Origin of the sequence: Rhodococcus zopfii NBRC 100606 = JCM 9919, assembly GCF_001895025.1 — a bacterium.
In the GTDB taxonomy this organism is placed as follows: domain Bacteria; phylum Actinomycetota; class Actinomycetes; order Mycobacteriales; family Mycobacteriaceae; genus Rhodococcus; species Rhodococcus zopfii.
This window is the reverse complement of sequence record NZ_BCXI01000059.1, coordinates 1-13613: the sequence shown is the minus strand read 5'-3', so window position 1 is coordinate 13613 and position 13613 is coordinate 1. Positions and strand designations below refer to the sequence as shown.

Annotated in this window: 12 protein-coding genes, 1 pseudogene and 1 other annotated feature; of the genes and pseudogenes, 12 read left to right on the top strand and 1 reads right to left on the bottom strand. The window is 64.6% G+C overall.

The features are described 5' to 3' along the window. Window positions 1-211 precede the first annotated feature (211 nt). Window positions 212-1087 carry a LysR family transcriptional regulator gene (locus RZ1_RS27380; RefSeq protein WP_280522854.1) on the top strand — a complete coding sequence of 292 codons (876 nt, stop codon included), beginning with the start codon at window positions 212-214 and terminating at the stop codon, window positions 1085-1087. 133 nt (window positions 1088-1220) lie between these two features. Here RZ1_RS27380 and RZ1_RS27375 read toward each other — a convergent pair whose 3' ends face one another. Then, window positions 1221-2009, bottom strand: a complete 789-nt coding sequence (locus RZ1_RS27375; protein ID WP_238071951.1) for an alpha/beta hydrolase family protein — start codon at window positions 2007-2009, stop codon at window positions 1221-1223. Window positions 2010-2682: 673 nt separating this feature from the next. On the opposite strand from RZ1_RS27375, the gene RZ1_RS27370 reads away from it, so the two are divergent. The 11 genes and pseudogenes from RZ1_RS27370 to RZ1_RS27325 form a co-directional block, all read left to right on the top strand. Beyond that, window positions 2683-3678, top strand: a complete 996-nt coding sequence (locus RZ1_RS27370; RefSeq protein ID WP_072815872.1) for a polysaccharide deacetylase family protein — start codon at window positions 2683-2685, stop codon at window positions 3676-3678. A 45-nt stretch (window positions 3679-3723) separates the two neighbouring features. After that, window positions 3724-4173: a hypothetical protein gene (locus RZ1_RS27365; protein ID WP_244899401.1), complete on the top strand. Its 450-nt coding sequence runs from the start codon at window positions 3724-3726 to the stop codon at window positions 4171-4173. Between the two features lie 13 nt (window positions 4174-4186). After that, entirely contained in the window at window positions 4187-5080 is an 894-nt protein-coding gene (locus RZ1_RS27360) for a polysaccharide deacetylase family protein (RefSeq protein ID WP_072815850.1), read from the top strand. A gap of 360 nt (window positions 5081-5440) precedes the next feature. Further along, window positions 5441-6364, top strand: coding sequence for a hypothetical protein (locus RZ1_RS27355; RefSeq protein ID WP_139282015.1), 924 nt, complete (start codon window positions 5441-5443; stop codon window positions 6362-6364). A gap of 85 nt (window positions 6365-6449) precedes the next feature. Continuing rightward, window positions 6450-8585, top strand: a complete 2136-nt coding sequence (locus RZ1_RS27350) for a bifunctional lysylphosphatidylglycerol flippase/synthetase MprF (protein WP_072815846.1) — start codon at window positions 6450-6452, stop codon at window positions 8583-8585. A gap of 38 nt (window positions 8586-8623) precedes the next feature. Further along, window positions 8624-9340: a hypothetical protein gene (locus RZ1_RS27345; protein ID WP_238072211.1), complete on the top strand. Its 717-nt coding sequence runs from the start codon at window positions 8624-8626 to the stop codon at window positions 9338-9340. 59 nt (window positions 9341-9399) lie between these two features. After that, window positions 9400-10548, top strand: a complete 1149-nt coding sequence (locus RZ1_RS27340) for a PrsW family intramembrane metalloprotease (RefSeq protein WP_072815842.1) — start codon at window positions 9400-9402, stop codon at window positions 10546-10548. Window positions 10549-10820: 272 nt separating this feature from the next. Further along, entirely contained in the window at window positions 10821-10967 is a 147-nt protein-coding gene (locus tag RZ1_RS30750; RefSeq protein ID WP_169918145.1) for a hypothetical protein, read from the top strand. Between the two features lie 51 nt (window positions 10968-11018). Next, window positions 11019-11690, top strand: a complete 672-nt coding sequence (locus tag RZ1_RS27335) for an ISL3 family transposase (RefSeq protein WP_307718293.1) — start codon at window positions 11019-11021, stop codon at window positions 11688-11690. Window positions 11691-11711: 21 nt separating this feature from the next. Next, window positions 11712-12091 (top strand): annotated as a pseudogene (locus tag RZ1_RS27330) (transposase); the annotation flags it as partial. Continuing rightward, window positions 11999-12114 (top strand) — a sequence feature (AL1L pseudoknot). (Overlaps the previous pseudogene by 93 nt.) A 329-nt stretch (window positions 12115-12443) precedes the next feature. Beyond that, the coding region (locus RZ1_RS27325; protein ID WP_083583950.1) for an IS110 family RNA-guided transposase at window positions 12444-13613 on the top strand (1170 nt) is incomplete at its 3' end.

The following is a 13613-nucleotide window of genomic DNA, read 5'->3' as shown; positions in this document are numbered from 1 at the left end:
CCGGGTGCGACATCCCGGCTGAGGTTGCGGTCGCGGGCTGCCACGAAGACGATTCTCGAGTGTCTCCCCTGTCGGTCGGCGACAACGGTGGTGCCGGCATTGGTTGCGACCCATCCACCCGCTATAATTTGCGCAAAATATCGGTGATTCATTAGATTTCATGATGTCATGAGTTGAATCAACAGGAATTGGTTGTCCATTGGCCGAGGATGTGTATCCCGATCTGTATCGGCTTCGTCAGTTCGTCGCCGTCGCGGAGCGATTGAACATCACTCGTGCTGCAGAGGAACTACACCTGACCCAGCAAGCGGTCAGTAGCGCAATCAAGAATCTCGAGCGTGAGATGGGAGTCGCATTGCTCGAGCGGGCCGGGCGTCGCATCTCTTTGACCCCAGCAGGCGCCGAGCTGCTTTCGGGGGCGAGACTGTTGCTCGATGCGAGCCGTTCACTGGTGCGAACCACTCGGGCCGTCGGCCGCAGGACCGGGGAACATCTCGTAGTGGGCCACACTCCAGCGCTCACCTCCGACGAGGTGTTCGATCTCATCTCGCCGGTCCGACAGAAGTGCCCGGATGCGTCGATCACGGCGAGGCAGATGTTCCCGGGCGAGCTGGTACCCGCGCTGCGGGCGGGCGACATCGCGGTGGCCTTGCGTCGCGGCGCGACGACACCGAAGGATGTCGCCGCCGCAGTGTTCGCCTATACGCCGTTGCGGGTGGTAGTGGCGGTCACACACCGGTATGCCGAACGGTCCAGTATCGCACTGCACGAGCTCGCCGAGGACTGCCTGATGTTGTGGGGACCACCGGGTGAGTCGTTCTACGCCGAGTTCCTGATGTCGTTGTGCCGGCGCGCTGGTTTCGAACCCGCCGTTGCGGTCAACCGGATACAAGGTACGTCACCGACCTCTGCGGTGGTGGACACGGATTGTTTCGCGTTCGTCACCGCCGAACCAGGATTCTATCACAAGCGGCAGACAGTGGTGATCGCGGTCGAGGACGAGCCGATGGCGCCGGTACAGGCGATGTGGTTGCCTCACACCGTCTCACGTCTTCGGAAGGTACTGCTCGACGGCGACGTGCAGTAGAGCGTGCAGGCGGATCGCGGCGATGTGATTCACAGGGGCGCCCTATCGTGAACGTAGTCGAGAATCACCTGCTCGGCCTGTGCCCAGGCCGCAGAGTCCACATTGCCGAAGTCGCCGTGCCCGACACCCTCGATCAGCCGCAGGGTAGCCGGGTCCCCGACAGCGGTCGCTGCCGCCACGTAGTTGTGGGACTGGCGGGATCGACTGTCTGATCCGCTGTTCCGTGGAGTGCGGTCACCGGCAGGCCGATCGGGACATGTGCTATCGGTGATGCAATCCGATAGCGATCCGGGTGCTCGTCGGGCATTCCACCCAACAGTCCACGGACGAACGCATCGTGCCCGGCGGTGGCGGCAAGGGGCAGGTCGAGCACACCGGCCATGATCGTCGCGCTGCGCGGTCGGATTTGGGGTTGCACGCCCGGGGCTCCCTCGGGCAAGGTGTGCCGCCCTGCAATCCATGCTGCGAGATGTCCGCCGGCGGAGTGGCCGGCCACATGGACACGATCGAGGTCGAGCCGGCCTTCGGTGGCGTCCTGGACCGTGGTGGCCAACGCTTCGGTGGCGTCGTCCGCATCTGCCAGGGCGTCCGGCCAGCCACCGGCACCGCCGACTCGGCGATACTCGATGTTCCACACCGCAACTCCCTCGCCGACAAGAGCTTCGGAGAGCGGTTCGAAGTAGGACAGGTCGTGATCCTCGATCCATCCGCCTCCGTGCACCATGACCACGACCGGATGTGGACCCGGTCCGGCAGGCACATACAGATGACCGTAGTTGTCCGTGAGAGTTCCGTAGTCGACCCGGATCGGACCCGTTGCGGCGCGCGGTGGATCGGGCGGGTGTTCCGCGGGAGCGGCACATCCGACCACGAACATCGTGAGCGCGCCGCCCAGGAGCGCCGCGGCCCATCGATACCGCATTCGCATCTGTCTCGAGCGCCTTTCTCGTGGTCTCGGAAGCTCTGAGCACAAGAGTCACTGTCGGATTTCATACTGTATGTCGGATTCTGTTTGTATACCTAACAACAAACTATTCGGTTTCCACAAGCCTGATTTGTAACGATTCGACAGCAGTGCCTCTACCTGGGAATTCACTGGCGGTATTACCGAAATTACCCGCAAGTAGGGCCTTGAGGTGCAGCTTCTCACTCTTGTCACCGGCCACACCTGATTCCGTGTGCGCTAATGTTTCGACCGCGGATCGACCGCGCCCTCGCATGATCGAGGTGGGCCGGACTCGCGTAGTACCGCTGTAACCAACGCTCTCGTGCGCCACGAACTCCCGGACCGGCTGCCGGGGGTCCGTGCGTTTCTCGTTCGCTCGTTCGGAAGGACGGGTCGTGTCCAGTCGTTGGTTGCAGCTGCAGTTCGGGAACGAAGGGGTGGAGAGGACTTGGTTACGGTGCGACTCAAGGGGGCGGTGATCGCTTTCGTTGCTTCAATTTTCGTCGTCACGGCGTGCACGGCAGCCACTGAGGGAGAACCCGTCGCCGCCGAGGGGAACGCGGCAGATCTGGCAGCCGGCTCGGCGCTCGAATCGGAGCCGACCGCCGTACCCGAACCGGTGAAGACACGCACGGTCTCGAATGTGCCGATGACCAGGCTTGCCCCAGGGGAAACTCCGCCGCAGTTCGTGTTGTTCTCCTTCGACGGCGTCGGGCTGACCCCCAATTGGGACATGTTCCTCGAGACTGCGGAGCGGGTCGATGCTCGCTTCTCGGCGTTGATGACCGGCCTGTATTTCTTGACCGACAACAATTCAGCTCATTACCAGGGACCGGGCCACGGGCCTGGCCAGGCGGCGATCGCTTTCGGCGGTGACGAAACCGACGTTGTCGAACAAGTCCGTTACCTCAACCGCACCTGGCTGGCCGGACACGAGATGGGCACCCACTACGTCGGCCACTTCTGCCAGGGCAGCGGCTATCACGGTTCCCAGTGGACGACAGCCGATTGGGTGCACGAACTCGACCAGTTCTACTCGTTGATGGAGAACTGGCGCACGAACAATGCCATCACCGAGGGGCAGGATCTGCTGTTCGGTCCGGAGGAGGTCCGCGGCGGTCGCGCCCAGTGTCTCGAAGGTCGTCTCGACCAGATGATCCCCGCATGGCACCAATTCGGAATGACCTGGGACTCGTCCATGCCCGCGGCTCGTCCCGGCATTTCGTGGCCAGAGAAAATCGACGGGATATGGGAATTCCCGATTCCCTACGTGTATTCGCCGCCCCTCGGTAAACACCAGACCGCCCTCGACTACAACTTCTGGTACACCCTCAACGGTGCCCAGGAGCAGCCGCACACCGCCGCACGTGCAGCCGACATCACCACCGGCACCTACGAATTCATGTTCGACGAAGCCTACAACGGAAACAGGGCGCCGTTGGTGATTGCCAATCACTTCAACGACTGGAACGGCAACGCGTTCAACCCGGCCACCGCCGCCTTCATGGAGGACGTGTGCGCACTGCCGGACACGTACTGTGCCACCTACTCCGACGTCGTCGCCTGGATGGAACTGCAAGATCCACTTCTGCTCGCCGAATGGCAGAACCGGGACCCCGTAGCCGCCGACGCTCCGGCCGCCTGATCCACCAGCTCCGGCCGCCTGATCCACCACGAGAAAGGCACGATCATGATCAGAAACACCGCCGCGGCGCTGGCACTGGCGGCACTGGCACTGTTCGCCACTGCATGTGGCGACGACGACTCGGACGACGCTACGGATATCACCACGACCACCTACACCACAGGCGGAGAAGACGACGACACCGGCGGTGCGGTGATGCAGAATCCGCAGGGCGGGGCCGGGACCGTCCCGTGCGAGGGCACCATCTGCACGAACCCCAATCACGGCGCCGGTTCGGATCCGCAGGGCAACGGCGGTGCGGTGATGCAGAATCCGCAGGGCGGGACCGGGACCGTCCCGTGCGAGGGCACCATCTGCACGAACCCCAATCACGGCGCCGGTTCGGATCCGCAGGGCAACGGCGGTGCGGTGATGCAGAATCCGCAGGGCGGGACCGGGACCGTCCCGTGCGAGGGCACCATCTGCACGAACCCCAACCACGGCGCCGGAAACTGAACTCACCGTTCGCATGACCACCGGTCCCTTCGCGATCAAACGTCGCCGTCTCCTTGCCCTCGGAGCCCTCACGCTGCCGGCTGCACTGGCAGCGTGTGGGCAGCCGCGGTCCACGGTCCGCGGCTACGCACTACCGGTAGGTGACCAGCACTCACCGTCGAGCTTCCTGCCGATGCAGACGACCACCACAGGTGTGCAGGTGGCCACAATCGATGCCGGTACATATGCGAGACAGGTGCCGACGGAGTGGGGAACCGACTTACCGGGAATCGAATCGACGCTCACCCCCTCGCCCGGCAGGCGACGGACGATCGCATTGACCTTCGACGCCTGTGGTGGCCCACACGGATCGGGAATCGACACCGAGGTGCTGGCTGCGCTCACTGAATTCGGTATTCCGGCAACGGTATTTCTGAACGAACGGTGGATCCGGGCCAATCCGCAGCACACCGAGCAACTCATCGGAGATCCGTTGCTGAGCGTGGAAAACCACGGATCGCAACATGTCCCGTTGTCGGTCGGGGGACGGGCTGCCTACGGCATCGCTGGCACCGCAAGCCCGGCCGGGGTGATCGAGGAGATCGAGTCCAACCGTGCGCTGCTGCGCAGCCTCGGCGTCGAAAGCCGGTGGTTTCGGGCCGGCACTGCACACTACGACGACGTCGCCGTGACCATCGCCCACGACCTCGGGGTCCGGCTCGCCGGGTTCTCCGTCAACGCCGACTTCGGAGCCACAGCAGGGCAGTCGACAGTCGAAACGCAGCTGCGGACAGCGCCGGATGGCGCGATCGTTCTCGCCCACATGAATCAGCCGACGTCCGGCACCGCGGCGGGACTGCGGTCGGCACTGCACACCCTCGTCCAGGACGGTGTTCGTTTCGTGCACCTCGACCCCGGTGCACCATGACCACACCCCCTCACCTGGATCCGGCCGCCGGGAACAGCGGGGATCAGCGACCGTGGAGGTTCACGACGGAGTTTGCGAGGCGGGAGGCTTACGTAGCATGCCAGCAGGACCGCACACCGTCGGGTTCCCCGGCCCCGGTCACCTTCTGCAAAGGCTGCCCGGTTGTCGGCCGGTGTCTCGATCTTGCTGTGCTCCATGATGATCGTTGGGGACACCCGATCGGGAAGTCCGTCGACCGCGGCGAGCCGGAACAGCTGCCGTACGCCGAAGAGCAGAGTGGACGCGGGCATCGGACCGGTCGCCACACAGATCGTTGATGGCAGTAAGAGCATCGTCACAGACCGGAGAGGAACGATGATCGTGGGGACCACATTTCGCGCACCGTGGCCGGGTGGATCGCATACGGCGTGGGTCACCGCAGCCACAACAGCCGACCCGCCCTGGACCCCGGGCGACGACTGCCGGAGTGCGCCCGATCTCGCTACCGCCGAAGGATTCCGGCGCAACGTGCGCACCCACTACTCCGAAGGAAGCCTGCTGGCCGCGACATTCGGCAGTGCTGTCGCAACTGTGATCGTGCTGCATCAGATCACCGGCCTCGTTCCACCGGTCTTGCAGCATCCGGTGTGGTCGACGACCCTGTGGATCGGAGCCGGAGCAGCAGCGTCGATCGCCTTCGCGGGATTCCTCCTCGGCTCCCCGTCATTGCCCTTCGGGGCCGAACGTGCCCGTGCCCGGATGCTGTCCGCCCCACACGTTCTGGGACAGGCCTATCCTGCACGCTCGTCGATCGGTGGACGGTCTTTCGAGGTCGATGGCGCAGAAACCACGGAGGCGGCCGTGGTTGTCCTCGACACCACACTCGACGCCGAGTCCTCGCGCCGTCTGCTGCGCGCCTTCGATGTCTGGTTCGGCAGTTTGGACCGTGACTACCTGTCCTACCGTGCCGCGCAGTTGCGGTTCGGGTCGGACTCGATCGTGACGAGTGAGGAGATCTTCGGCGCGGGCGCCACCGGTGGTTACCTCGTACGAGATCCGGACCCGTCGATCCCCGGATGGCGGCTGCTCATCGCAGGCCGCCACGACCACAGCATCGATCGTCCCTACCGACGCGGTGACGTCCTGACCGTCCCGGACGACGACGTCACCGACTGCGAAACATCCTTGGAAACAACGGATTCCGGACATCTTGTCGAACGAATAGCCGCGGGGGTACTACTCTTCGCGGCGGTCTCGGGCTGGGTATGGTTCGCGGGCGCAGCGTTCATGCCGGGACCCTGGTGACTCGCCACGAGACCGAAGGGAACCGCCTGCCACACCCACTTCCTCTTCCCTACCTCTGATTCCGGTTGAAAAAGCGAGGTTGTCGATGGAATCTTCTGCCACCCACAGCACCGCACCGCCCACGACCGCACCGGTCGAGCCGGTCGGCGAGGTAACCCAGCGGCACGGGCGCAACCGGGTGTTCGCAGCCGTCCGATCCTTTCCGCTGACATTCGCCGTGACCGGTGCATTGCTGGTGTGTGCGATCGCATCCCGCGGACTGTGGGCATCGGTGCAGTCGGCCTCGTGGTTCGATGCGGTTGCGTACGGAGTGCCGGCATTTCGGGACGGGAAGTGGTGGACCGTATTCACCGGCCCGTGGTTCGGGCTGACGCCGGGCCAGTACGTGTCCGTCCTGATTCTGACCGCTTTCGCCTTGGCGATCGGCGAGTGGCGGCTGGGGACGCGCAGGACCGCGGTCGTCGCCATTTCCGGTCAGGCCGGCGGCGTGCTCGTCGCGTCCGGTCTGATCGCGGCCGCGCAGAGCTCCGGATGGGCCTGGGCAGTGTCGCTGGCTGATGTGCGGGATGTCGGATGCACCACCGCAGTCGTGGCGGTCATGGCCGCGACCACCGCCACAGTGCCGTCACCGTGGCGGTTTCGCTCGCGTGTGTTGCTCTACGGCTACGTGATCATCTCGTTCCTGTTTCTCGGACGATTCGCGGACGTGACCCACCTGATCGTGTTCACGGTTGCCCTGCTCGCCGGGGAACGCTGGCTTTCACGCGGCGAGCGGGGACTACGTCCGCGCACTCGCCGTGAGGCACGGCTGACTGCTGCTCTCGGCTTGTGGGCGATCGCCTCCGTGCACGTGCTGGTGTTCTTCGTCCCCGGGGACGGACCGTTCGGGCCGACCGGCGCGCACGAGGCATCGTTGTGGTCGACGGTGGTCAATGTTGCGGTTGCCGGCCTGCTGGCCGAACAACTGCGCCGGGGGCGCCGCTGGGCATGGTGGATCGTCCTGGCCTACGGATCCTTCGCAACGCTCGCGTCGATGGTGGTCGTGATCCTCGTCGCCACCGCGAGCTTCGAAAGCGTGGGCGCTGTGACCGCGGGAACCGGATTGCTCTGGGCGGGTGAGGTGTTTCTGTTGCTTGCCGGGCGTTCGGCGTTCACCGTCCCGCTACGCCGCAAGACCGGCAGCGGTGAGATCGACACCGCCGCCGTACGCGCTCTGATTCGTAGGCACGGGGGCAGCACCATGTCGTGGATGATCACCTGGGACGATATGCAGCACTACACGGCCCTGGGTATCGACGGGGTGATCGGCTACCGCAGGCACGCAGGCACGCTGATCGCGTTGGCCGATCCGGTCGCCGATACAGACCAGCGTGATCCGCTCCTCGAGTCCTTCTTGCGGTTCGCCGAGGGGCAGGCGACGGTGCCGTGCCTGTTTTCCGTCTCTGCGGACACCGCCGACAGGGCCGCCGAAATGGGTTGGCGCACTTTACAGATCGCCGAGGATACCCTCATCGATCTGCCGGAGCTGGCGTTGACCGGGAAGAAGTGGCAGAAGGTCCGATCCGCGCTGAACAAGGCAGAGAAGACCGGCACGGCCTTCGTCCTCGGCCGGTTGTCCGAGCAACCGGACCGAATCCTGGTCCAGGTGCGGGAGATCTCCGAGCAGTGGGTAGGGGAGAAGGAACTGCCGGAAATGGGATTCACGCTCGGCACCGTCGAGGAGGTCCTCGACGACGATGTGCGGGTGGCGCTCGCGATCGACACCGCCGGCACGGTCCAGGCGGTGTTGTCGTGGCTGCCGGTCTATCGGCGCGACGGCGAGGTGCGCGGTTGGACCCTCGACGTGATGCGTAAGCGCACCGGTCCCGAGGCCAACAACATGATCGAGTTCCTGATCGCCAAGTCCGCGCTGGCGTTCCAGGAGGAAGGCGCAGAGTTCGCGTCCCTGTCCGGTGCGCCGCTCGCTCGCGCGGAGGCCGACGCCGGTGTCTACGGCATCGATCGTGGACTCGACATGCTCGGTCAGGCACTCGAGCCGTTCTACGGGTTCCGGTCCCTGCATCATTTCAAGACCAAGTTCAATCCCCGGTACGCGCCGGTGTTCATGTGCTATCGGGACGAGGCCGACCTGCCCCGGATCGGGTTAGCGATCTCACGCGCATACCTGCCCGACGCGACACCGCGCCAGCTCGCCGCACTGCTGCAGAGTTCCCGAACATGAGGGGCTGGTTCGTCGACACGATCGTCGACACCGGCAGATTGCCGCTGTTCATGATGATGGTGGCATTCGCGGTGGCATTTCTGTTCATCCGACTCAGCACGCGCCTGATTCGCGCGGAGGTGCCGTGGTGGCCGGGCAACGTGACCCCGGGCGGCCTTCACATCCATCATGTGATGTTCGGGCTGGTGACGATGCTGGTCTCAGGATTCGGGTTCATCGCACTGGCCAATTATCATACGCCCGTTGCGAATTGTGTCCTGGCCGCGGTGTTCGGCACCGGGTCGGCGCTGGTCCTCGACGAGTTCGCGCTGGTTCTGCACCTGCGCGATGTGTACTGGAAAGAAGAAGGACGGGCCAGTATCGACGCGGTCTTCGTTGCCTTCTCGGTCACGGTGCTGTTCGCGCTCGGTGTCCACCCGCTCGGGTTGAACTCCGGTGCGATCGACACCGACAGCGTCGGCATGGTCGTGGTGAGCGTGCTGGTTCTGCTGCTCCAGTACGCCCTGGTCGTCGTCACCGTCCTCAAGGGCAAGATCTGGACGGGGCTACTCGGATTGTTCTTCCCGCTGCTGCTTCTGCCCGGGGCCTGGCGTTTGGCGCGACCGCGGTCGCCTTGGGCACGTTGGCGTTATGCGCAGCGCCCGGCCAAACAACAGTCAGCCCTCAATCGTGAACGCCGTTTTCGGGTTCCGGTTCACGCCGGAAAGATCCGCTTCCAGGAAGCGATCGCGGGACGTCACGACGACGTGAGCTGACCGGCCCGTTCGAAGCCGACCGTTCGACCTGCACCACCGACATCGTGAGGAGTCGACCAGTGACCGACCCAGCAACCGCTTCCGCGGCACCGAGCTCGCGACACCGGCAACTCGTTCTCTGGTCCACGGTGTTGTCGGTGCTCGTGCTGGCTGCACTCTACGGCGGGCAGATGGTCGATTCCTTCGTCGCGGTTCTCGTCCTGCTCCCGGTGTGGCTGGTCTTCATCGCAGTGATGGTCGTGCTGCTCGTTCGGCTCGATCCGTTCCGCACCACCCGCACTCACAGGCGGGTACTCCTGACCGCTGCGGGTCTCGGGGGCACCTTGGCCGTGGTGCTGGCCACTGCAGGTGACGAACTGCTCGATACCGTGTGGCCGACACTGATGCCCAGCGAGACAGCCGAGCAATGGAGCGCTGCCTTGTCCGCACCGATTGCGGAGGAACTGGTGAAACTGCTCTGTGTCTATGTGCTGATCACCGCCACAGAACGGGCGGTGCTCCGCCCAGCGCACGCGTTCCTTCTGGGCGTATTCGTCGGTTTCGGCTTCGATGTCGTCGAGGACTTCATCTACACCCTGAACGCAGCCGTCGATGCCGATCCCGGCTCCGAACTGGGGGACATGACCACACAGATGGCGGTCCGGATGGCCACGATCGTTCCGGGGCACTGGACGTTCACCGGTGTCGGTGCGGTCGGGCTTCTGCTACTCCTGCAGGCGAAAGCGGCGCCCGAGCCGTCGCGCCGACGTGTGATCGCGGCGGGATGGTTGGCCGCGGCATGGTTCATGCACTTCGTGTGGGACTTGCCGGATCCGGGCGACGAACAGTCGTTCTTGCAGATCGGTACCCCGGCGCGTTGGATCATCGACATGGTTGTGTTCGGGGCGCTGTACCGGTCGATTCAGCGCGGCGAACGGCGCTACGTCCGGAACCGTGTCGAGAAGGTACCCACCGACCCGGCCGACCCGCTCGGCGTCATGGACCCGGAGGTGTCGGACTCACTCGACACTGTCCGCGCTCGCCGGGCACTGCGCAGCCAGGCTCGTCGCAACGGCGGTCGTCGTGTGGCCGCCGCGATCAAAGCCGCTCAAGTGCAAGCCCTCGACCTGCTGCAGGCCACCCCATCGCCGTTCCGAGGCACTCCGATGCCGGCTGCGGAGGCGGCGACCCCTGCGCTGGGACGACACCGATTCCCGCGGCAGTCCTAGGCAACACATCTCGGCAGTGCCGGCCGAACGGTTCGACTGCGAACAGCGTTGCCCCATCGATGCGGTGGACAGTGCTCCACAGAGGGTGTAACCCGCTGATCGGCACCAGGACCGACAGCGTGTCGCTGCTGGAGGTGAAGTGGTCACCGCGTGATCCTTCGGGGCGACCTTCCACAGAATCATCATGATGACCGAACCCGCATTGTCGATCCTGCCGGTTTGCACCAAGCCCTCGCGATGGGCCCGGCCTGATGTGCGAGTTGATACGCCCCATGATCAACGCCCTGCCGTCGGCCGACGCCGATGCCGACCAGGCCTGCGGCGCCGAATTGGCCGGCGCTTCTCCTGTGGACTCGGATGCGGTCGGGCAATTCCGCGGATCTGGCGCACTTTTCGTGAAGCCGAAGGCGAGCCGCTGATCAGACAAAACTGGCGATAGAACAAGATCATCACGGTGTGACCTCGCGCCTCTGGATGCTCTTCTGCCTCACCTCAACAGCGTCGTCATCGACGCCGTTCGCCGGACCGAGTCCACGATCTGGATCATCGCCCACTCGCAAAGCCGTCAGGGGCAATGCCCGAAGTGTGGCACCACATCGAGCCGGGTGCATTCACGCTATCGACGCCGACCCGCCGACACGGCCATCGGTGCACATCCGGTCGTCCTCGACCTCACGGTGCACCGGTTCTTCTGCGACGACGATTCCTGTAGCGCAGCAATATTCGCGGAGCAGATTCCCGGACTGACGCAACGGTGGGCTCGACGAACCACGGTACTCACCACGATGATCGACGCGATCGGACTGGCCCTGGCCGGCCGCGCCGGTGCCCGGCTCGCCACCACTCTCGGGATACGCATCAGCCGGGACACCTTGTTGCGGGCCGTGCGGTCGATCCCGGATAAGCCGATCGAGACCACACCGATCCTGGGGATCGACGACTTCGCGCTGCGCCGCGGACATGTCTATGGGACCATCGTCGTCGATCTCGTCACGAGCCGGCCGATCGATCTGCTGCCCGACCGGACCAGTGACACCGTCTCGTCTTGGCTGCAGGAACACCCCGGTGCTGAGATCGTGTGCCGCGACCGGGCCGGTGCCTACGCCGAAGTGAACCGTCCTGGACGAGGTGGAGGCTCCTGATCCAACAAGGAGAATGCTGGTATGCCTGCACCGAGGAAGTACGACGCGGAGACTCAGGAGCGTGCGGTCCGGATGTATCGGGACCGGATCGCCGAACACGGCGGTTCGAAGATCGCCGCCCGGCGCCATGTCGGCGAGTTGCTCGGCATCGCGCCGGCGACACTGCGGAACTGGATCGAAACCGCAGAGCGGAAGGATTCCCCGACCGTCTCGACGTCGGACAACGATGCCGACCTCGACGAGGTGCGTCGACTGCGTAAAGAGAACGCCGAATTACGCAGGGCGAACGAGATTGTGAAGACCGCGAGTGCGTTTTTCGCGGCGGCGGAGGTCGACCGCCGACTGCGGTGATCGTCGACTATATCGACGCCCACCGGGAACGTTTCGGGGTCGACCCGATCTAATGAAACCGGTAGCCGTGCCTGCCCGGACTTCTCGAGCCGATCCGAGCCCGCAGCTCTTGTGCGGCAGACCGTGAGCTGGACCCGGCTCGGCTCCTACCCTTTGCCTGAGGTGAGGTGCAGGGTGGGATATCGGACCGCTGGTCGGTGAGCACTTCGTCGATCAGGACACCACAGTCCTGGCGGGCAGCGCGTGAGGTCGATCGGTCGGTGGAAGGTTAGCGAGACGGCCGATGCGATGGTGGCCCCAGAGGCCTGCTCATTAGAGCGCCGACGAACCTTCCCGGTTCGACAAGGGGACGGGCAGCCGACCTGGCTGTGCGCCTCGAGAAAGGGAAGGAGAAGATTCCAAATGGACGAACTGTGGTGTGGAATCGATTGGGCAGAAGAACATCACGATATAGCGGTGATCGACGACCGTGGCACCGTGCTGGTCACAGAACGCATCAGCGACGACATCGCCGGCGTCGGCCGACTGACCGAACTGATCCTGGACCATCGGCCGGAAGGCCTGAACGGACTGCCGATCGCCATCGAAACAACACAGGGTCTGCTCGTGGCGGCGCTGCGATCCGCCGGAGCCGACGTATACGCGATCAACCCGTTGTCGGTGTCCCGGTATCGGGATCGCTATTCACCGAGCAGAGCGAAGAGCGACACCGCCGACGCACTCGTGCTTGCCAACATCTTGCGCACCGACTGCGACAATCACCGACGGCTACCGCGTGACAGCGACCAAGCCCAGGCCATCAAAGTTCTCGCCCGCGCACACCAGGACGCCATCTGGGATCGGCAGCAGCTCACCAGCAGGGCGCGTTCCCTGCTGCGGCAGTACTTTCCCGCATTTCTGGCCACCTTCGACGACCTGACCACGATGGGCGCTCGGACGGTGCTTCGCTTGGCGCCGACTCCGGCAGCGGCCGCCATACTGCGCCCGTCGACGGTGGCCGCAGCCTTACGCCGCGGAGGACGCAAACGCGGCGTCGATATCGAGGCCCGCAGGATTGTCGCCGGACTTCGCAGTCCGCATCTGCGCCAACCACCATCGGTGGAGGACGCGATGGGTCGACAGGCACAGGCATACGCCAGGGCGCTCGCGACCGCAGCCGGCAACGTCGATTCCCTCGAAGCGGCGCTGACGACTGAGTTCACCGAGCATCCCGACGCGCCGATCCTGACGAGCTTTCCAGGGCTCGGCACGATCCTCGGTGCCCGAATCCTGGGCGAAATGGGCGACGACCGCGAGCGTTTCACGACCGCACGCGGGCTGAAAGCCTATGCCGGCACCGCGCCGGTGACTCGGGCCAGTGGAACGAAGACGACGGTGAGATTTCGCCTCGTGCGGAACAAGCGACTGAACCATGCCGCCTACCTGTGGGCATTGCCGCTGATCCTGCACTCCACCGAGGCCCGAGCCCACTACGATCGGCGCCGCAACAAAGGCGACACCCACACCGCAGCGTCCCGTAACCTGGCCAATCGTTTCCTCGGCATGCTTCACCACTGCTTGGACACACGGCAT